Origin of the sequence: Stenotrophomonas maltophilia, from assembly GCF_006974125.1 — a bacterium.
In the GTDB taxonomy this organism is placed as follows: domain Bacteria; phylum Pseudomonadota; class Gammaproteobacteria; order Xanthomonadales; family Xanthomonadaceae; genus Stenotrophomonas; species Stenotrophomonas maltophilia_O.
Genome location: NZ_CP037858.1, coordinates 4,079,217 through 4,100,425 on the forward strand (window position 1 = coordinate 4,079,217; position 21,209 = coordinate 4,100,425).

Here is a 21,209-nt window from a genome sequence, read left to right on the forward strand (position 1 = left end):
CCAGCGCGGCTGCCGTGGAGGAACGTCCCCGCTAGGGCGGGGCGTGGGTTGCGCCGGGGCGGGCCCGGGCAACCCGATGCGGGCTTAGAACTTCCAGGTGGCGCCGAAGTACAGCTGGCGGCCTGCGTAGGTATTGGAGATCAGGCGTGCCTTGGTGTCACTGCCCAGGTGCACGCGCTGCTCGGACTTGGTGGCATTGATCACCGAGGCGGTCAGGGTCCAGTCCGGGGTCAGGTTGTAGGCAACGTTCAGATCCAGCTGGTCATACGGTTCGGTGTAGACGGTGAGGCCGTTGTTGAGCCCGCCGACCACCTGGCCGCGGCGGTTGAACGAGGCGCGCGCGAGGAACTTCTCGTTCTCGTAGAAGACCGTCACGTTGGCCTGGTTCTTGGCGCTGCCGACCAGCGGCGAGGAGCCGATTTCCTGTCCGTCCAGAACAATGGACGCCAGGTTGGTGTCGTTGTAGGTGTAATTGGCCTGCACGCCGAAGCCGAAATCGAAGGTGTACTGGCCGTACAGCTCGACGCCCTGCGATACACCATCGCGGCCATTGGCCTGGGTTTCGTAGCGCTGCACGTTCACCGCTTCACCGCCGATGACCATCGGCGTGTCGCGTACCACCGGCAGGGTGAAGTTGTCCACGTTCTTGCGGAACAGGCTGACACCGGCGACCGCGCCCGGCTGGAAGTACCATTCCAGACCCAGGTCGAACTGGGTGGCCTTGAACGGTTCCAGCTGCTTGTTGCTGCCCTGGCCAACCCAGCCTGCGGTCGATGCGCCGCCGGCAACGCGGCGGTCATTGACATACTCTTCGCTGTAATAGCTCAGTGCGCCTGGCGCGGCGATGTCGGTGTAACCGGGGCGCGCGATCACCTTCGAAGCGGCACCACGCAGCACCAGCGTGTCGGTGATGTCCCAGGCGATGTTGAAGCTCGGCAGCACGTCGGTGTAGGTGCGGTCCACGCCGATCAGGTCGTACGTCTTGCTCTGCGCCAGGTCGTGCGGCAGGCGCACGAAGCCGCTCTCGCAGCTGTAGGTCGGGTAGGCCGCAGCGGCGGGGTCGGTGCACGCCATCGGCGCGCCGGAGGCGTTGTCCAGGAAGTAGTCGTTGAATTTCTCGATCGAATCGGAGGACTGGGCGAACTGCTTGGTGCGCACCACGCGCACGCCGACATTGCCGCGCACGCGCTCGGTGCGGAAGTTGGCCTGGAAGTAACCCGAGTAGATCTTCTCGTTGACGTTGTAGACGAAGTCTTCCTCGGTACGGTTGTGCGAACCACCGTAGGTCTTGTTCAGGTAGTCGATGTAGGCCGGGTAGTTGATGCCCGGGAACACGTTGGCATTGAAGCCGCCCGCGATGTTGCTGATCGGGTTGGACAGGAAGAAGCCGGGCTGCGCGTCGCCGGCGGTCGGATCGCAGCCACTCTGGTAGCGGCTGTTGTCATAGTCGGCCGGGTCACGGCCCGGGCACACCCAGTAGGTGTTGCCGGTGTTGCGGTGGACCTTGCCATCGCGGTACTTGGCACCGAACTGGATCGAGTCCAGCCAGCCCGATTCAAACAGCTTGGTGACGTCGGCCTGGAAGTAGTTCTGCTTGACCTCGGTACGCTTCCACGACGAATCGGTCGAACCCGTGTCGACTTCGGCGATGCCGTTCATCAGCTGCTGCTGCAGGTCGGGCGAGAAGGTGGCCGAGGGCGTGCCCGTCAGATCCCAGGCGCTGTACAGATTGCCCGACAGGTAATCGTTGCCGACCTTGCGGCGCGGCTTGGCCGACATCCGGAAGTTCATCGACGGACCACCCTCGGACCAGGTGCGGCCGCCGGTGAACGAGGCCTTCCACAGCGGGCTGATGTCCCAGTCGATGGTCAGGTCAGCGGTCTGCGACAGCGCCTTTTCCTTGCTGTAGCCACCGGTCAGCTGCGGCGTCGGAACGGTGCAGTCGTCCGGGCCCCAGCCGCCGGGCTGGAGGCCGGCAGCCTTGGCCTGGTCTTCGCTGCAGTAGTAGGTCTTCCCCGCCAGCTTTTCAAACTGCGCACCGGTGACGGTGTTGCCGCTGGGGTCGAAGTCCAGGCCATTGAGCAGGCGACCGCCGGCCCAGTTTCCGTCTCCGTTGAAGCGGGCCATGCTCCACTCCGGAATCTTCAGCATGTTCTGGGTGTAGTCACCCTGCAGCTCGAAGCGGAAGTAGTTGGCCGTCATCGTGACGTTGTCGACCGGCTTGAACTGGAAGGTCAGCTGGCCGCCCTTGCGTTCGCGCTTTTCTTCCTTCACCGCGAAGTTGACCGAGGTCGGCATGAAGAAATCGCTGTAGTTGCCGCCGGTCTGGTTGTTGAAACCGGACTTGCCCCACCAGTAGTGGATGCCATCCTGCGCCTGCACGTTGCCATAGGCATCGCGCGCCTTGCCGGCGCCGTACCACTGATAGTCCTCGGTGCTGGCTTCCATGGTGCGGGTGGTGCGCTTCTGCTGCGTCACGCCGATCAGCACGCCGAAACGCTCATCCTTGCTGTGCCACGAGTACAGGGCCGACGCCTGCGGGTCGATATCGTGATGGGTATCGGAGGACGTGCCCTCGAGCGTGACGAAGCCCGAGTTGGCCTCCATGTCCAGCGGACGGCGGGTGTGCAGGATGACCGTGCCGCCAATGCCGCCTTCGTCGATGCGTGCTTCCGGCGACTTGAACAGCTCGGCGCTGGACAGCATGTTCGACGGCAGCAGGGTGTAGTTGAATGAACGGGTGGCTTCGTCGTTGGTTTCCGACGTGGCGACGTAGTTGCCGTTCAACTGGGTCAGGGTCAGGTCCGGCGCAAGGCCGCGCACGCTGACACTCTTGCCTTCACCACCGCTGCGGGTGATGACGACGCCGGGCACGCGCTGCAATGCGTCGGCGACGTTCTTGTCGGGGAACTTGCCGACGTCTTCGGCGGTGATCACTTCGACCACCGCGTTGGCGTCGCGCTTCTGCTCAAGGCTCTTTTCAATGGCGTAGCGGTAGCCGGTGACCTGGACGCTGTCCAGGTTGGTGGCCTCCTGCGAGCCGGTGGAAGCGGCCTGCTGCGCGGCGGCGCCGGCCGGAATGACGGCGGCGGCCAGGGCCAGCGCGATGGCCAGCGACAATGCGTCCTGGCCATGCGTACGTGTTGAATGCTTCATTCCCATCTCTCCCTCTCTCCTGGATTGATCCGGTGACGTGGCACGGACAACTTGAATCGATCTAATTTGAAGTGACATTGTCGCTATCGCCATGCAGTGGCCGTAGCACCGTGCGCGTGGCCTGGTACGTCCTGTTGCTGCTCCCCCAACTCCCGGCCATCGCAATGTCGTCTTGGATCGATCTAAGCGATGGGCGGGCGATTTTTAGCATGGGTCGCCCGCGGGCGCATGCTGCTGCGCAATATGGTACTGGCGTGGCGAAGGGATGACGGCTTGCTGAAAACAGTGGAAACGTTTTCGTGCGCAGGTGAGGGGGGCGGCAGGGCTGCGCCCTGCACCTGCGGTAGTGCCGGCCGCTGGCCGGCAACAGCCAAAGCCAAAGCGGCTCTGGGTTGTCTGTGGGTTGGGCGGGGCGGTGTCGGGTCGCCGTAAACCCCCCTCCGGGGTCCGGCCCAGCCGCTGGCGGCTGTGCGTTCGGGCGCTTGCGAAGCAGTGCTTCGCAAGCAAAGCGCCCTCACCCATGGGGGCTCGATGGCGCCATCCATGGCGCCAACGGTCCTGCCAGCCCACACCGCCCCACCTTTGACAGTTTCCCGGTGACGGTTGGATTGATCCTGGAACGACATGAGGTCGCGGGGTCAGATCCGTTTTCCGTTGGAAAACGGATCTGACCCCGATTGATTTCGATATCCGACAGAGATTCATCCACGCATGGTGTGGATCCACAGATCGCGGAAATCTGTCGTAGGCGGGGTGGGTCCGGTTGCGGGGGCGTGAGCCGCATGGATGCGGCGACCGAGCCTACATGGACGTATTTACGGCGCCCCCCGCAACCGGACCCACCCCGCCATCCCACGGACAGCCGGCTTTTGCTGTTGCCGTTGCTCCAGCTCGTAGCAGGTGCAGGGCGCAGCCCTGCCGAACACCTCCCTCATGCTGCGCCGCAGAATGCATTCGGCTGAACCTGCATGCTCTACTTGAATCGATCTAAATTCACGGTCGCACGGGTCGGGCGTCATTCCAGGGGGAGCTCTTTGCCGGTCACGGCGGCGCTCAGCGGAACGGTGCCGGACGGCCCCGGCCGTGTGCCTCCGCATCATCGACTACAGGAACCCGACATGCGTCCAGTGCCGTCCGCTCCCGCCGTCCCATTGTCCTCGCGCCCGCTGGCGCGCCTGGCCTGCCTGCTCGCCCTGTCAGCGTCGCCGATGCTGCTGCAGGCCGCGCCGGCTGCGCTGGAGCGCGAGGTCAACACCTTCATCGGCAGCAAGGACGACGGCAATACCTTCCCGGGCGCATCGGCACCGTTCGGCCTGATCCAGGTCAGCCCGATCGGCAGCCACTATTCCGGCTGGCGCTACGACGACGAGAAGATCCGGGGCTTCGGCCACTCGTTCATTTCCGGCGCGGGTTGCTGGGAGCAGGGCGGGCAGGTGTCCATCCTGCCGGTCACCGGCAGTATCGGTCCTGGCGGCGATTTCGATACCGGCAACGCCAAGCAGTTCGACCACAAGGCCTACGCATCGAACTACACCCATGACGGCGAGATCGGCCAGGCCGGCTACTACAAGGTACGGTTGACCAGCTACGGCGGCATCGACGCCGAGGCGACCGCGCGCACCCGTGCCGCGGCCGAGCGCTACACCTTCAGCCAGCGCAGCGGCGATGGCCACGTGCTGGTCAATGTCGGACAGGCCAACGAGCGCCATTCGGTGATCGGCAGCGTGGTCGACGTGGTCGGCGACCGCGTGGTCGAAGGCAAGCTGGTCACCAAGAGTTTCTGTGGCGGCCATCAGTACACCACCTGGTTCCGCATCGAGTTCGACCGTCCGTTCAAGGCCCATGGCACCTGGGGCGAGGGCGGTGGCCTGCCCGGCGCGCGCCACAGCATGGAAGGCGAGCAGAAGCCGAATGGTGCCTGGCTCAGCTTCGATCTGGCCAAGGGCCAGTCGGTGACCGCGGTCAGCGCGATCTCGCACGTGGATGCCGAAGGCGCGCGCACCAACCTGCGCGCCGAGGGCATGCAGGGTGGTTCGCTGCTCGGCTTCGACCGGATGCGCACGCTGTCCCAGCAGTCGTGGCGTGAGCAGCTGGGTCGCGTGCGCGTGCAGGGCGGCACCGCCGACGATCGCAGCGTGTTCTACAGCGCGGTCTACCACGCACTGCTGCAGCCGATGACCGGCAACGATGCCGACGGCCGCTACCGCGGCTATGACGATGGCATCCATCGTGCCGATGGCTGGACGTACTACGAGTATTTCTCGCTGTGGGATACCTACCGCGCGCAGAACCAGTGGCTGGCGCTGACCCGTCCGGATGTGGCGCGCGACATCGGCCGCACCCTGCTGGCGATCGACGAGCAGGGCGGTTGGTTGCCGCGCTGGGGCTATGCCAACTTCGAGACCAACATCATGACCGGCGATCCGGTCACCCCGTTCCTGGTCGACCTGTGGCGCTTCGGTGCGCTCAAGGGGCGCGAATCGCAGGCCTGGGATGCGCTGCGCCGCAACGCCTTCGGTACGCCGCCGTTGAACTCGCGCATGGCCGGCCGCTCGGGCAATCCGACCTATCTGGACAAGGGCTACGTGGTCTACGACCGTGCGTTCCCGTCCAAGGGCATGGACGTTGATCCGCACCATGGCGGTTCGGCCACCTTGGAATACGCGCTGGCCGACTGTGCGCTCTCGCAGATGGCCGATGGCCTCGGCCACGCGCAGGACGCGGCGACGCTGCGTGAGCGCGGCCGCAACTGGCGCAAGGTGTGGGACCCGCAGGTGCGCGACGCCGAGACCGGTTTCACCGGTTTCCCGCGCCCGCGCACCGAAGATGGCCAGTGGTACACGCCGGCCGATGGCCACTACAGCCCGCGCTCGCATCACGGTTTCCATGAAGGCACGGCGTGGCAGTACCAGTGGCTGGCGCAGCAGGACGTGCCGGGCCTGGTCGAAGCGATGGACGGCCGCGAACAGGCCGGTCGCCGACTCGACGCGTTCTTTGCGATGGACGCACTGCAGGCCGACCCGCTCAACGCCGCCCGCAAGGAGTGGGTGGTCGGGCCGTACAGCTACTACAACCAGTTCCGCTACAACCCCAACAACGAACCCGACCTGCACTCGCCGTGGCTGTACACGCTGATCGGCCAGCCGTGGAAGACCGCTGCCGTGGTGCGTGCCGCGCAGCAGCTGTTCACCAACGCCCCCAATGGCGTGACCGGCAATGACGACCTCGGCACGATGTCGGCGTGGTACCTGTTCAGTGCCATCGGCGTGTACCCGGCGGTGCCGGGCAGCGGCCAGTTCCTGCTGCACACCCCACGCTTCAGCAAGGTGGAAGTGGACATGGGCAACGGCCGCACGCTGCGCATCGATGCGCCGGGCGCCGATGGCCGCCGACTGCAGTACGTGCAGGGCGTGCAGGTCGATGGCCAGGCGCATGCACCGGTGTGGCTGGACTGGAACCGCCTGCAGCAGGGCCCGCGCCTGCACTTCGCGCTCGACGAGAAGGCGCCGGAGCAGGGCTGGGGCACGGCGGTGAAGGACCTGCCGGTGTCCTGGTGCGCGGCACCGGGCAGCCAGCTGCGCTGAGCCGGACTGTGCCGTTCGCGGTGACCTAGCGAACGGCACGGCACGACACGGCCCTGATCCATTAGGCTTGAGCCTCCAGCGGAGTCCGGGAAGACGATGAACGACAACGGCAGCAGTCCCAGCAAGCGCGCCGGCAAGGCGGTGACGGTGACCGACATCGCGCGTGCCATCGGCGTGTCACGGGCAACCGTGTCGCTGGTGCTGCGTGGCAGCCCGCTGGTCAATGTCGATACCCGCGCCAAGGTCGAGGCCGAGCTGCGCCGGCAGCGCTATGTCTACAACCGCGCGGCCGCCAACCTGCGCCGTCGTACCTCGTCGAGCATCGCGCTGGTGATCAACGATCTGTCCAACCCGTTCTTCGCCGAATTCGCTTCGGGCGTGGATGAGGCGCTGGGCGGGCGTGGTTATGTGACCCTGCTCGGCAGCACCGGCGAATCGCCGGAGCGCCAGCAGGCGGTGCTGTCCACGCTGATGGAGCACACCCCGGCCGGCCTGATCCTGTCTCCGGCCGAAGGCAGCGACACCGCGCAGCTGCGTCAGGCATTGGGCGCCAATGCCAACGTGCTGCTGTTCAACCGCGAACTGGAAGGGGTCGACTGGGACTTCCTGACCCTGGACAACCAGCACGGCGCCTATCTGGCGACGCGCCACCTGATCGAGCGCGGCCATCGCCAGATCGCCTTCTTCGGCGGCCACGCCGCATCGAGCTCGTGCCACCAGCGTCGTGCCGGCTTCCAGCAGGCGCTGGCCGAAGCCGGCCTGTCGCTGCCGCCGGGCTGGATGATCGAGTCGGCGCCGAACCGGCTGGAAGCCGCTGCGCGCACCGATGAGCTGTTTGCCGATGGCCATCGCCCGAGTGCAGCGGTCTGCTACAACGACACCGTCGCGCTGGGCCTGATGCTGGGCTTGAATTCACGGGGTATCCGTCCGGGCGGTGATTTTGCAGTGACCGGCTTCGACGATATTTCCGAGGCATCGGTCGCGGTTCCGCCATTGACCACGCTCACCGCCGATCCGCGCGAGCGGGGCCGGCAGGCTGCCGCGCTGTTGCTGCAACGATTGGACGAGCCGGACGCGCCACCACGGCGCACGGTGGCGCCGGTGCAGTTGCGCATCAGAGAAAGCAGCGCTGCACGGCCGAACTGATTCCTTCCACGTACCCCTTCCACGCAACAACGACCTTCCGCGCATCGAGGCGCGTACCGCATGCCGATCTCCGCAACGCCCCGTCCATCGGGTTCTTCGGGCAACGCACCCGCCGTCACCAACGGCAAGGCGCTGGCCGTGGTCACCACGATCTTCTTCATGTGGGGCTTCCTGACCTGCCTCAATGACATCCTGATCCCGCACCTGAAGGCAGTGTTCGAGCTGAACTACGCCAAGGCGATGCTGGTGCAGTTCACCTTCTTCGGCACCTATTTCCTGATGTCGCTGCCGGCCGGCCGGCTGGTGGCGGCGCTGGGCTACAAGAAGGGCATCGTGGCCGGCCTGGTGATCGCCGGTATCGGCGCACTGGGATTCTGGCCGGCGGCCGAGCTGCGCGTGTATGGCGCCTTCCTCGGCGCACTGTTCGTGCTGGCCACGGGCATCACTGTGCTGCAGGTCGCTGCCAATCCCTACGTCGCGCTGCTGGGACCGGAGCAGACCAGCTCCAGCCGCCTGACCCTGGCGCAGGCGCTGAACTCGCTGGGCACGGCCATTGCGCCGATCTTCGGCGGCATGCTGATCCTGTCCAACACGGTCAAGAGCGCCGATGAACTGAGCGCGCTGCCGGCCGCCGAGCAGCTGGCCTACCGCGCCGCTGAGGCGCAGGCCGTGCAGGGTCCGTACGTGGGCCTGGCGGTGGCGCTGGTGTTGCTGGCGCTGTTCGTTTTCCTGTTCCGCCTGCCGGCGCTGAGTGACGCCACCGAGCAGGCTGACCAGGGCCATCACCACAGCTATCTGGATGCGCTGCGCAAGCGCCACCTGCTGCTGGGTGTGCTGGGCATCTTCTTCTACGTCGGCGCCGAAGTGTCGATCGGCAGCTTCCTGGTCAACTACCTGTCGATGCCGAGCATCGGCGGCTTCAGCGAACAGGAAGCCACGCACTACGTGTCGGCCTACTGGACGATGGCGATGATCGGCCGCTTCGCGGGCTCGGCGCTGCTGGCGCGCTTTTCGCCCAGCCGCCTGCTGGCGATCTTCGCGCTGGTCAACGTGGCCCTGCTGGCCACGACCATGCTGACCTCCGGCAGCATCGCGCTGTATTCGGTGGTGGCGATCGGCCTGTTCAACTCGATCATGTTCCCGACCATCTTCGCGCTGAGCATCGAGCGCCTGGGCCCGCTGACCAACAAGGGCTCCAGCCTGCTGATCATGGCCATCGTCGGTGGCGCCGTGGTGCCGTACCTGCAGGGCGTCCTCGCCGATCACATCGGTGTGCAGGCCAGCTTCATCCTGCCGTTGCTGTGCTACGGCTACATCATTTTCTACGGACTGGTCGGCGCACGTATGCCGGCTTCCGCAACGCAGGGAGGCTGAGTCCGGAATGGGTGCCATTGTGTGCTTCGGCGAAATTTTGATCGATCTACTAGCGCAGCCCCCGGCCTCGGCCGATACGCCGCGCGCGTTCCTGCAGTACGCCGGCGGTGCACCGGCCAACGTCGCGGTGGCCGCCGCACGGCTGGGTGCGAAGACCCAGTTCGTTGGCATGCTGGGCCGTGACATGTTCGGTGACTTCCTGGCCGACAGCCTGGTCGAGCATGATGTGGGCACCGATTACATCGTGCGTACCGATGCGGCGAAGACCGCGCTGGCCTTCGTCGCCCTCGACGCCAGTGGCGAGCGCAGCTTCAGTTTCTACCGCCCGCCGGCGGCCGACCTGCTGTTCCGTGACAGCGACTTCCAGGCCGCGTGCTTCGACAGCGCGCAGTGCTTCCACGTCTGTTCCAACAGCCTGACCGAACCGGCCATCGCCGAGGCGACCTTCGCCGGCATGGACCGTGCACGTGCGGCCGGCGCGGTGGTCAGCCTGGACCTCAACCTGCGTCCTGCCCTGTGGCCGGCCAACGAGGACCCGACGCCGCGCCTGTGGCAGGCGCTGGAACGCGCCGATCTGGTCAAGCTGTCGCGCGAGGAGCTGGACTACCTGGCCACGCCGCTGGGCGCCGATGGCGAGGCGGCGGTGCTGCGACGCCTGCTGGCCGCGCAGGCGCGCTGGGTCATCGTCACCGATGGTGCAGCGACGCTGCATTGGTACACCCGCGACAACCACGGCAAGGTCACCAGCTTCCGCGTGGCCACGGTCGACACCACGGCGGCCGGTGATGCCTTCGTCGGTGGCGTGCTGGTCGGCCTGCTGGAGCGCGGCGGGGCCGGTGCAGGTTTCGCCGCGTTCTGCCAGGACCCGGAGGCGATCACCGCCACGCTGCGTTTCGGCGCCGCCGTGGGTGCGCTGGCGGTTACCCGCAAGGGCGCGTTCGCCGCGATGCCCTCGCTCGATGAAGTGCAGCAGCTGCTGCAGGCACAGGACATTACTGCATGAGCGCCTCGCCCGATTTCCGTTCGCCCGCGTTCCTGCGCGCGCATATCGCCGATACGATGGCGTTCTACCATCCGCGCTGCATCGATCCGAACGGCGGCTTCTTCCACTACTTCCGTGACGACGGCAGCATCTACGATGCCAGCCACCGCCACCTGGTGAGCAGCACCCGTTTCGTCTTCAACTACGCGATGGCCTACCGCGAGTTCGGCAATGCCGAATACCGGGAGGCGGTCGAGCACGGCGTGCGCTACCTGCGCGAGGTGCACCGCAACCCGGCCACCGGCGGCTATGCCTGGACCCTGCGCGACGGCAAGGTCGAGGATGACATGAACCACTGCTACGGCGTGGCCTTCGTGCTGCTGGCCTACAGCTGCGCGCTGAAGGCCGGTGTCGAGCAGGCCCGCGGCTGGATGGACGAGACCTGGCAGCTGCTGGAAGCACGCTTCTGGGAGCCGCAGCACGGCCTGTACAAGGACGAGGCCGATGGCCAGTGGAACTTCACCGGCTATCGCGGCCAGAACGCCAACATGCACATGTGCGAGGCGATGCTGGCGGCGTTCGAGGCCAGTGGCGAGCAGCGGTATGTCGAGCGCGCGCTGCAGCTGGCCGACAACATGACCCGCCGCCAGGCCGCCAAGGCCGGAGGTCTGGTCTGGGAGCACTATGACGTGAACTGGGAGATCGACTGGGATTACAACCTGGACGACCCCAAGCACCTGTTCCGCCCGTGGGGCTTCCAGCCCGGCCATCAGACCGAGTGGGCCAAGCTGCTGCTGATCCTCGATCGCCACGTGCAGGCCGACTGGCTGGTGCCGACCGCGCAGCACCTGTTCGACGTGGCCGTGGCGCGCAGCTGGGACGAGTCGCGGGGCGGTCTGTACTACGGCTTCGCACCGGAGTCGCGCCGGCAGCCGGGCATGGACGGCGCGCCGATCGGTGGCGACAGCTTCGTCTGCGACGACGACAAGTACTTCTGGGTGCAGGCCGAAACGCTGGCCACCGCCGCGCTGATGGCCAAGCGCACCGGCGACGACCGCTACTGGCAGTGGTACGAGCGCATCTGGGCGTACTCGTGGGAACACTTCGTCGACCACCAGTACGGCGCCTGGTTCCGCATCCTCGATGCCGACAACCGCAAGTACAGCGATGAGAAGAGCCCGGCTGGCAAGGTGGATTACCACACCATGGGCGCGTGCTACGAAGTGTTGAACGTCGTGCGTTGAAGATCGTTCGAATGCGGTAGTGCCAGGCCATGCCTGGCAATCCGAAATCGGTAGCGCCGGGTCACGTCCGGCGGAAAAACAGGAGCTCCGCGTGCATCGTCTTTCCCTCGTTGTCCGTCTGCTCCTGCTGCTGATCGCAGCCTCCGCCTTCCCGGCAACCGCAGCGCCGCTGCAGGCACAGTGGCAGTTCCGCATGCTGCCCGGCGACGCCGAAGGTGCAGCCCATCTGGGCCTGCAGCAATGGCGTGCGGCCAAGGTGCCGGGCAGCGTGCACACCGACCTGTTGGCGCATGGGCTGATCCGCGATCCGTACGTCGGTGCGCCCGAGGCCGAGCTGCAATGGATCGGCCTGGCTGCCTGGGAGTACCGCGCCCGCTTTGACGTGGATGCGGCCACGCTGGCCAAGCCCAATGCCGAGCTGCGCTTCGATGGGCTGGACACCTATGCGGAGGTCAGCCTCAACGGCAAGCCGCTGCTGCGCGCGGACAACGCGCACCGTACCTGGCGTGCCCGGGTGGAAGGGCGTCTGCGCGCCAAGGACAATGAACTGCAGATCGTGTTCCGTTCGCCGATCCGCACGCTGTTGCCGGGCGTGCAGGCGATGCCGCACAGGATCGCCGGCAACTATCCTTCGCCCTATGGCGACGAGCCGAAGGACGCGATGGTCGGCAACTTCGCGCGCAAGCCGGCTTACCACTTCGGTTGGGACTGGGGCCCGCGCTATGTCACTGCCGGTGTCTGGCGCGGTGTCGACCTGCAGGCCTGGGATACGCATCGATTGACTGATCTGGCGGTGCGCACCGATGCACTGGATGCGGAACAGGCGAAGCTGGCGGTGCTGCTGCAGGTGGAGCAGGGCGCAGCGGCGGGCTCGGCGGTGGTGAACGTGGATGTGCAGGATCCGCAGGGCCGAAGCGTGGCCCAGGTGCAGCGCACGGTGCTGCTGAAGCCCGGTCAGAACAGCATCGAGGTTCCGGTTGAACTGGCCGATCCGCGGCGCTGGTGGCCGGTGGGCCATGGCGCGCAGGACCGCTACACCGTGCAGGCCCGCCTGGACGACGGTGGCAGGCCGGAGCTGGCGCGCGAGCAGCGCATCGGACTGCGCACGGTCGAGCTGCGCCGCGAAAAAGACGACAAGGGCGGCCAGGGCTTCGCATTCGTCATCAATGGCGTGCCGATCTTCGCCAAGGGTGCGAACGTGATTCCGTTCGATGCCTTCCCCGCGCGCGTCGATGCCGCGCGCCTGCGCCAGGTGTTGGTCGCAGCGCACGACGCCAACATGAACATGCTGCGCAACTGGGGCGGTGGCTATTACGAGGACGACGTGTTCTTCGATATCGCCGATGAGCTGGGGCTGCTGGTCTGGCAGGACTTCATGTTCGGCGGTGGCATGCAGCCCGGCTACGATCCGGCGTTCCGCGCCAGCGTGGTCGCCGAGGCGCGCGACAACGTGCGGCGGCTGCGGCACCATCCCAGCATCGTGCTGTGGTGTGGCAACAACGAAGAAGAGACTGCGTGGAAGGACTGGGGCCATGGCCGCGATCTGAAAGCGGCCGATCCGGCGTTTGCGGCGAAAGTCTGGCAGGGCTATGTCGATCTGTTCGGCAACGACCTGCGCCAGGTGGTGGGCGAGGAGGGGTTGGGCGTGCCGTACTGGTCCAGCTCGCCCAGCAACGACCTGGATGAAAAGGCCAACGATTCCACCCGCGGCGACAAGCACTACTGGCAGGTCTGGGGCAATCCGGCACTGCCAGTCCAGGCCTACCTGCGTGAGACCCCGCGCTTCATGTCCGAGTACGGACTGCAGGCGTGGCCGTCGGTGGCGACGGTGGACCAGATCGCCACCCGCGCCGAGCAGCGCATCGACAGCCCGGTGGTCCGCGCGCACCAGAAATTCATGGCCGGCGAGGGCAACAGCCGCCTGCTGCACTACATCGAGCTGGGCTATGGCACACCGAAGGACTTCGAGGACTTCGTCTACCTCAGCCAGGTGATGCAGGCCGATGGCATCGCCCTGGCGGCGCTGCATCACCGCGCCTCGCGGCCGTACACGATGGGATCGCTGTACTGGCAGCTCAACGATGTGTGGCCGGGCGCCTCGTGGTCCAGCGTGGACTACTTCGGCCGCTGGAAGGCGCTGCATTTCGCCGCGCGGCGTTTCTTCGCGCCGGTGACGGTGGCTGCACTGCGCGACGAGGGCAGCACGCGGGTGCGCCTGATCAATGATGGCGCCGCGCAGGAGGCACGTTGGCGGCTGCGGGTGGTGGACGTGGATGGCAAGGTGCTGCGGCAGCGTGAAGAAGTGGTGGCGCTGGCGGCGGAGGGTGTGACCTCGATCGGTGACTTCCGCGACGCGGAGCTGCTGGCCGGTGCCGATCCGAAGCGGACGGTGGCGGTGTTCGAACTGCTGCAGGAAGGCGGGGTGAGCGCGCGGCAGGTGGTCGGTTTCGTCGAAGCCCGGGACCAGGTGCTGCCACGGCAGAAACTGAAGGCGACTCTCGCCATCGACGGCGATCACTATCGCCTGCGGCTGCAGAGCGCGGCCTATGTGCGTGCGGCGTGGATCGACTTCGGCGCGCTGGACGTGCAGGTGGAAGACAATCTGCTGGACCTGTTGCCGGGCGAAACCCGCGATATCGCGGTGCGCGGCCCGGTGGATCTGACGACGCTGCGCGAAGCGTTGAAGGTAAAAACCCTTAACGATCGTTGAGCAAAAAAGGGGACGGAGGGGATTAAGTCGTTTGTGGCCCATGTGTGCCACAAACGACTTAATCCCCTCCGTCCCCTTTTTCTTGCTTACAGCTGGATCTGCTGGAAATTCTCGACCCGCTCATGGCCGTTGGCGGCCTGGCCGGTGCGCGGCAGCGGGTAATCATCCAGGCGGTCGATCAAGCGGGTCTGCAGGCCGGCTTCGCGGGCGGCGTCCAGTTCTTCGACCACATCCGACAGGAACAGAATCTCCCCGGCCGGTACGCCGATCGCCTGCACGATGCGCCGGTAGCTGTCGGCCTCACGCTTGCCGCCCACTTCGGTATCGAACCAGCCCGACACCAGCGGGCTGAGGTCACCGGCATCGCTGAAGCCGAAGAACAGCTTCTGCGCCGGCACCGAGCCGGAGGAGTACACGTACAGCGGCAGGCCCGAAGCGTTCCAGCCCTTCAGCATCGGTGCCACTTCCGGGTAGAAGTGCGCGGTGTAATCGCCTCGGCGGTAGCCTTCGTCCCAGATCAGGCCCTGCAGTGCCTTCAGCGCGGTGTGCTTGCGGTCCTGGTCGATCCAGCCCTGCAGCGTCTCGGCCACCAGGCTGTCCTGGCAGGCGCCGCCGATCTCGGTGGCCACTGCATCCAGCCAGCGACGCACCTCCGGCTGCTGGCCGTGTTCGGCGACGAACGCGGGCAAGGCCTTGCGCGCATAGGGGAACAGCACGTTCTTGACGAACGAGATGCTGCTGGTGGTGCCTTCGATATCGGTCAGGATGACGCGGGGTTGCATGGATCAGGACGCCTGGGTGGGTACGTAACGGGGGAACTTCTGCGCGATGTCGGTGCCGGTGAAGTGACCGACCCAGCCATCCGGCTCGGTGAAGAAGCGGATCGCCACGAAGCTCGGCTCGTCGCCCATGTCGAACCAGTGGGTGGTGCCATCGGGTACGGCGATCAGGTCGTCCTTCACGCACTCGATCTCGTAGACCTTGTCTTCCACGTGCAGGGTGAACAGGCCGGAGCCGGCGACGAAGAAGCGCACTTCGTCTTCCTTGTGGAAGTGTTCGTCGAGGAACTTCTTGCGCAGCTCGGCGCGATTGGGGTTGTCCGGCGCGATCGAGGCCACGTCCACGCTCTTGAAGCCGTTCTCGGCAACCAGGCGATCGATGTCGGCGCGGTAGGCGGCGAACACTTCCTCCTGGCTGGCGCCGGGTGCGACCGGTGCAGTGGCCTGCCAGCGTTCGAAGGTGACGCCGATCTTCTGCAGTTCGGCGGCAATGAGCGCGCCGTCCTGGGTGTCCAGCAGCGGCGATTCGGGGCGGGTGTCGTCGTAGATGCGCAGTCGGCTCATGGCGGCAGCTTGAACGTCTCGGGGGGAAGACAGGGTAGCAGGGCGGGGGCGGGGCGCAGATTCCGGATCGGCATCTGCACCTGCGCGCGGGTTCAGCCGCGCAGCTTGCGCAGTTCCAGCTCGCAGTGGAACAGGAATTCGAAGGCTTCCAGGTGGCGGCGCGCCTCGGCCATGTCACGGCCCCAGGCGTACAGGCCGTGGCCATCAATCAGGTAGCCCCACAGGTTCTGCCGGTCGAGCAGATCGTCGACCTGGGCCGAGAGCACGTCCATGTCCTGGGTGTTGGCGAACACGGGCACATCCACCGCCATCTCATGGGTGCTGTTGCCAGCGAAGGCCTTCAGCAGCTCATAGCCTTCCAGGTGCACATGGCCCTGCGGCGCGTACAGGCGCGAGGCGATGGTCTGTACCGGCGAATGGGTGTGCAGCACGCAGCCGATCTCCGGGAAGCGGCGGTACAGCTGGGTGTGCAGCAGGGTTTCGGCGGAGGGGCGCAGCGGGCGGCCAACGGCCTTTCCATCGAAGTCCACCACCATGATGTCGTCCTCGATCAGGCGGCCCTTGTCCTTGCCCGAGACGGTGATCGCGGCGTGGCGGTCGTCCAGGCGGTGGGAGAAGTTGCTGCTGGTGGCCGGGGTCCAGCCGGCGTGGGCCAGTTCGCGGACGTTGTCGATCAGCAGCTGGGCCAGTTCGCCCAGGCGGGCGGTGTCGTAGGGGGAGGTGGGGGTGTCACTTAAAACTACATGATCCGAAGATCAAAATTTAAAGCTGCAGATGATTGATGCTGGCAACGTATCGCTTGCTTTAAAACAATTAATAGTTGCTTGATCAAACGTCTGCAAGATGGACAATCATCCCTCCTGCAGGCGCCTTCACAAGATACCTGCGCATACTTTCAAAGATCTTGGGAAGTGGCCTCAGCGCCGTTCCCGTGTGCTGCGAAGTTTCCTTCGTAGCGAGCCGCCCATTATGCCAGACTTTTTCAGTCCGTCAACACCTTCGTTCGATCATCTCGTTCGGCGGTGATGGGCGCCCTGATGTCGCTGAAGCCCCTTGGTGGCGACCCCTGCGACGGGGGAGGAGAAGTATGTCCCTATTCCCACCGTTTGTGAAGGGGGTGTGGCGATTTTTTTCAACGGATGTTGCATCCGTTCATCCATCACGCTCTGCGGGAGGATGCCGCCAAGAGCAGCCAAGCGTGGGCTTGGCTCTACAAGAGCATAAGGAAGGGCCGGCTGCGCCGGCCCTTCCTTTGTCTCAGGCAGCGACCAGGCGCACGCGGGCGAAGGTGCGCTTGCCGACCTGCAGCAGGCCTTCGAAGCCCGGCTGCAGCACCTGCTGGCCATCTTCGACCACTTCACCGTCCACCTTGACCGCGCGCTCCTTGAGCTTGCGGTTGGCTTCGGAGTTGCTCGGGGTCAGGCCGGCCGCAGTCAGCAGTGCAGCAATACGCAGGCCTTCGGCCGGGATCGCCACGTCCTGCAGCGGCAACTGGGTGATGTCGCCCTGCCCGGTCACCGCCGCCTCCCAACCTGCAATGGCCTGCTCGGCCGCTGCTGCATCGTGGAAACGGGTCGCCAGTTCACGCGCCAGGCGCAGCTTGACCACGCGCGGGTTCAGGCCGCCATTGGCCACCTGCTCGCGCAGCTGCATGGCTTCGGCCTGGCTGATGTCGAAGGACAGCAGCTCGATCCAGCGCCACATCAGACTGTCGTCCACCTTCATGGTCTTGGTGACGATGTCGATGGCCGGTTCGCTGATACCAATGTAGTTGCCCAGCGACTTGGACATCTTGTTGACGCCGTCCAGGCCCTCCAGCAGCGGCATGGTCAGCACCACCTGCGGCTTCTGGCCGTGATGTTCCTGCAGGCCACGGCCCATCAGCAGATTGAACTTCTGGTCGGTACCGCCCAGCTCGACGTCCGCCTCCAGGGCCACCGAGTCGTAGCCCTGCACCAGCGGGTACAGGAACTCGTGGATGGCGATGGACTGCTGGGCGGCGTAGCGCTTGGCGAAGTCATCGCGCTCGAGCATGCGTGCCACGGTGTGCTGGCCGGCCAGGCGGATCATGTCCGCCGCGCCCATCTTGCCGAACCACTCCGAGTTGAAGCGGACTTCGGTACGGCTGCGGTCCAGCACCTTGAACACCTGCTCCTCATAGGTGCGGGCGTTGGCCAGCACGTCCTCGCGGCTGAGCGGCTTGCGGGTCAGGCTCTTGCCGGACGGGTCGCCGATCATGCCGGTGAAGTCGCCGATCAGGAAAATGACCTGGTGGCCGAGGTCCTGGAACTGGCGCATCTTGTTCAGCAGCACCGTATGGCCCAGGTGCAGGTCGGGCGCGGTGGGGTCGAAGCCGGCCTTGATCCGCAGCGGGCGGCCTTCCTGCAGGCGCGCACGCAGATCCTCGAGCTTGAGGATCTCGTCGGCACCGCGGCCGATCAGGGCAAGGGCTTCTTCAATCGAGGACACGTGACTACTCCCGGCAACGCCGATTCTTGTGTGGGGTGTTAAAGCAAAGTTAACCCGATTGGCTTCACAAAAGCCAATGGGCACAAGGGTTTGACGCGGTTTTCTCAGGTGTCTATGGTAACCGGCGATCAGGCCCGCGCTCCCGGGCTGCCAGGAAAAAACCGCCGATGCACAATTCCGAACAAGGGCGCGCACGCAAGCAGCGCTTCCAGGAACGCCTCCACGTCCTGCACGACAACGCCCTGCATCGGAAGCTCAGGCAACATCTTCCCGCCGCCTTCAACGAGCGCTGGACCCGGCGCCATTGGATGCATGCCAGCCTGTTCGCGACCATCGGTGCCCTGGTGGCGACCATCGTCCCGGGCTTCTCGCACACCATCGACGCCCCCTTTGCCGACAGCCATACCAGCCTGGCGCTGCCGTTGCCGCCGCTGACCATGGCGCGCCAGCAGCAGGTACCCGGTGACAGCTGGCAGGTGCTGCGCGTGCAGCGCGGCCAGACCCTGAGCGATCTGTTCGACAAGGCCGGCATCCCGGCCACCACCCTGCACCGGGTGCTGGACCATCCGGGCGCGCGCGAGGCGCTGACCAAGCTGCGCCCGGGTGCCGAGATCGCCTTCGACATGCCGCTGTCCGGCGACCTGCGCAGCATCCGCTTCGACCGCGATGCCGACAACCGGGTGGAACTGAGCCTGGCCGGCGATGACATCAAGGAGAAGGTGACCCAGCGCGAGACCTCCACGCGCACGGTGGTCACCAGCGGCGAGATCACCAGCTCGCTGTATGCCGCGGCCCGACGCGCCGGGCTGTCGCCGTCGGCGATCGCGACGATGACCGATGACATCTTCAAGTACGACATCGACTTCTCGAAGGACCTGCAGCCGGGCGACCGCTTCAGCGTCGTGATGGACGAAACCTGGCGCGAAGGCGAGAAGGTGGACACCAGCAAGATCCTGGCGGCGACCTTCACCACCGGTGGCAAGACCTATTCCGGCTTCCGCTTCGACCGCAACGGCAAGTCCGAGTACTACGACCTCAACGGCCGTTCGCTGAAGAAGAGCTTCATCCGCATGCCGATCCCGTTCGCGCGGCTGAGCTCGACCTTCGGTGCGCGCAAGCACCCCGTGCTGGGCAAGATGCGCATGCACAAGGGCGTGGACTACGCCGCGCGCACCGGCACCCCGATCATGGCCGCCGGCGATGCCCGCGTGCAGTTCGCCGGCGTGCAGCGCGGCTACGGCAACGTGGTGATCCTGGACCACGGCCGTGGCCACACCACGCTGTACGGCCACATGTCGCGCTTTGCGAACATCAAGACCGGCCAGCGCGTGGCCCAGGGCACGGTGATCGGCTATGTCGGCTCGACCGGCCTGGCCACCGGCCCGCATCTGCACTACGAATTCCGCGTCAACGGCGAGCACCGCAACCCGCTGACCGTGACCATGCCGCCGCCGGAGCCGCTGAAGGGCGCCGAGCTGGTCGCCTTCCGCGCGCAGACCGCGCCGGCGATGGCCCGGATCCAGGGCATGGAGAAGCTGATCTACGCCGACGCCAGCCCGGCACCGACCAGCCGCGACGAGGCCGCCCCCGAGGTGGCCAGCGCCAAGGACAAGAGCAGCACCGGCCGCAAGCGCGGCTGAGCCCCTGCGTTGACGAAGAAGGACGCGGCAGCCCAAGCTTGCCGCGTCCTTTTTTTATGCCCGCCATGAACACGACTGCCGACGCCACTGCTCCCCTGTACCTGGGCCTGATGTCAGGCACCAGCGCCGACGGCATCGATGCCGCACTGGTGCAGTTCCCCGCCGGCGGTGGCTGCCACTTCGTGCACGGGGTGACCGCCCGCTGGGAGCCGGTGCTGCGTGCGCGGCTGGTGGCGCTGGGCGAAGGCGGACCGCTGGACTCGCTGGAGGAGCTGGGCGAGCTGGATGCGCGGATCGCGATCAGTTTCGCCGAGGCCGCCAATCAACTGCTGGCCGAGGCCGGCGTGGACCGCAGCCAGGTGCGCGCGATCGGCTCGCACGGCCAGACCGTGCGCCATCGCCCGCTGGCCGACCCCGCCTTCACCGTGCAGCTGGGCGATGGCAACCGCATCGCGGAGCTGACCGGAATCACCACGGTGTCCGACTTCCGCCGCCGCGACGTGGCAGCCGGTGGCCATGGCGCACCGCTGATGCCGGCCTTCCACCTGGCCGTGCTGGGCACGGCCGACGAAGACCGCGCGGTGCTCAACCTGGGCGGCATCGCCAACCTGACCCTGGTCCCGCGCGAAGGCGCGGTGCGTGGCTTCGATACCGGCCCGGCCAACGCGCTGATGGATGCCTGGTGCCAGCGCCACACCGGCCGCACCTTTGATGCCGACGGCGCCTATGCCGCCAGCGGCGCGGTGGACGAGGGCCTGCTGGCCGGCTGGCGTTCGGACCCGTGGTTCGCGCTGCCACCACCGAAGAGCACCGGCCGTGAGCAGTTCCACCTGGCCTGGGCCGAGGCCCACATGGCCGAAGGCCAATACGCTGCCGCCGATGTGCAGGCGACCCTGCTGGAGCTGACCGTGGCGACGGTGGCCGATGCGCTGCTGGCGCAGCAGCCGCGGACCCGCCGCCTGCTGGTCTGTGGCGGCGGTGTGCGCAATCGGCAGCTGATGAAGCGGCTGGCGGCACGGCTGCCGGACGTGCAGGTGGAATCCAGCGCGGTACACGGGCTGGACCCGGAGTACGTGGAAGCAATGGGCTTTGCATGGCTGGCGCAGCGGACGATGGACGGGCTGGCCGGCAACCTGCCGAGCGTGACCGGGGCCCAGGGCCCGCGGATCCTGGGGGCGATCCACCTGGCGTGAGGTGGCCCCATCCACTAAAGCGACATTGTAGCGGTAGCGCCGGGCCATGCCCGGCGAGCACAGATCAGGTCAATCAAACCCCTGCCCTGCGGGCAAGGCCTGCAGGGCGGCGATGGCATCGGACAGGGCATCCACTTCCGGATCGCCGAAGCCGGAGCGGACTTCCAGCTCACTGCTGAACAGGCCCTGCTCCAGCAAGGCGGCACAGGTCTGTTCGTGGGTCCAGCCGCGGGCGACCGCGACGCGTTTGATACGTTCCAGCAGCAGCGGGTCCAGGTCCCGCAGCACAACGTCGGCCATGCTCACTTCCCCGTTCGCAAGGCACCGCCCCCTCGGCGCGTCCGGGCGATGATCCCGCAGACCGGCCG

General features: G+C 66.3%; 14 protein-coding genes. 8 read left to right on the forward strand and 6 right to left on the reverse strand.

Going from position 1 to position 21,209, the window contains the following annotated elements; all coding sequences use genetic code 11:
• Positions 1-84 precede the first annotated feature (84 nt).
• On the reverse strand, positions 85-3,162 hold the full coding sequence (locus tag EZ304_RS18865) for a TonB-dependent receptor (RefSeq protein ID WP_142807852.1): 3,078 nt from the start codon (positions 3,160-3,162) through the stop codon (positions 85-87).
• A gap of 1,112 nt (positions 3,163-4,274) precedes the next feature.
• On the opposite strand from EZ304_RS18865, the gene EZ304_RS18875 reads away from it, so the two are divergent.
• The 6 genes from EZ304_RS18875 to EZ304_RS18900 all read left to right on the forward strand — a co-directional run bounded on the left by EZ304_RS18875 (position 4,275) and on the right by EZ304_RS18900 (position 14,196).
• On the forward strand, positions 4,275-6,740 hold the full coding sequence (locus tag EZ304_RS18875; RefSeq protein WP_099555228.1) for a GH92 family glycosyl hydrolase: 2,466 nt from the start codon (positions 4,275-4,277) through the stop codon (positions 6,738-6,740).
• Between the two features lie 96 nt (positions 6,741-6,836).
• Positions 6,837-7,886 carry a LacI family DNA-binding transcriptional regulator gene (locus EZ304_RS18880; protein ID WP_142807853.1) on the forward strand — a complete coding sequence of 350 codons (1,050 nt, stop codon included), beginning with the start codon at positions 6,837-6,839 and terminating at the stop codon, positions 7,884-7,886.
• A 60-nt stretch (positions 7,887-7,946) separates the two neighbouring features.
• Entirely contained in the window at positions 7,947-9,260 is a 1,314-nt protein-coding gene (fucP, locus tag EZ304_RS18885) for an L-fucose:H+ symporter permease (RefSeq protein WP_142807854.1), read from the forward strand.
• Positions 9,261-9,267: 7 nt separating this feature from the next.
• A complete protein-coding gene (locus EZ304_RS18890) occupies positions 9,268-10,263 on the forward strand; it encodes a carbohydrate kinase family protein (RefSeq protein WP_142807855.1) in 996 nt (331 codons plus the stop codon).
• Positions 10,260-11,486, forward strand: a complete 1,227-nt coding sequence (locus tag EZ304_RS18895; protein WP_142807856.1) for an AGE family epimerase/isomerase — start codon at positions 10,260-10,262, stop codon at positions 11,484-11,486. The genes EZ304_RS18890 and EZ304_RS18895 overlap by 4 nt, the downstream gene beginning before the upstream one ends.
• Before the next feature lie 91 nt (positions 11,487-11,577).
• Positions 11,578-14,196, forward strand: coding sequence for a beta-mannosidase (locus EZ304_RS18900; protein ID WP_142807857.1), 2,619 nt, complete (start codon positions 11,578-11,580; stop codon positions 14,194-14,196).
• 86 nt (positions 14,197-14,282) lie between these two features.
• Here EZ304_RS18900 and mtnC read toward each other — a convergent pair whose 3' ends face one another.
• From mtnC to tyrS, 4 genes are all read right to left on the reverse strand, one after another.
• Positions 14,283-14,978 carry an acireductone synthase gene (mtnC, locus tag EZ304_RS18905; RefSeq protein WP_099555238.1) on the reverse strand — a complete coding sequence of 232 codons (696 nt, stop codon included), beginning with the start codon at positions 14,976-14,978 and terminating at the stop codon, positions 14,283-14,285.
• Between the two features lie 3 nt (positions 14,979-14,981).
• A complete protein-coding gene (locus tag EZ304_RS18910; RefSeq protein WP_049434983.1) occupies positions 14,982-15,539 on the reverse strand; it encodes a 1,2-dihydroxy-3-keto-5-methylthiopentene dioxygenase in 558 nt (185 codons plus the stop codon).
• A 92-nt stretch (positions 15,540-15,631) separates the two neighbouring features.
• The gene (locus EZ304_RS18915; protein WP_142807858.1) at positions 15,632-16,237 is read right to left on the reverse strand and encodes a methylthioribulose 1-phosphate dehydratase; all 606 of its coding nucleotides are present in this window, start codon (positions 16,235-16,237) and stop codon (positions 15,632-15,634) included.
• Positions 16,238-16,796: 559 nt separating this feature from the next.
• Complete coding sequence (gene tyrS / locus EZ304_RS18920) at positions 16,797-18,008, reverse strand: tyrosine--tRNA ligase (protein WP_142807859.1); 1,212 nt, start codon at positions 18,006-18,008, stop codon at positions 16,797-16,799.
• A gap of 167 nt (positions 18,009-18,175) precedes the next feature.
• Here tyrS and EZ304_RS18925 point away from each other — a divergent pair, with 167 nt between their 5' ends.
• Both EZ304_RS18925 and EZ304_RS18930 read left to right on the forward strand, forming a co-directional pair.
• Positions 18,176-19,648, forward strand: a complete 1,473-nt coding sequence (locus tag EZ304_RS18925) for a M23 family metallopeptidase (RefSeq protein WP_099551462.1) — start codon at positions 18,176-18,178, stop codon at positions 19,646-19,648.
• 65 nt (positions 19,649-19,713) lie between these two features.
• Entirely contained in the window at positions 19,714-20,841 is a 1,128-nt protein-coding gene (locus EZ304_RS18930; RefSeq protein WP_142807860.1) for an anhydro-N-acetylmuramic acid kinase, read from the forward strand.
• A 69-nt stretch (positions 20,842-20,910) separates the two neighbouring features.
• Here EZ304_RS18930 and EZ304_RS18935 read toward each other — a convergent pair whose 3' ends face one another.
• Entirely contained in the window at positions 20,911-21,141 is a 231-nt protein-coding gene (locus EZ304_RS18935; RefSeq protein ID WP_005407775.1) for a hypothetical protein, read from the reverse strand.
• Between the last annotated feature and the right edge of the window lie 68 nt (positions 21,142-21,209).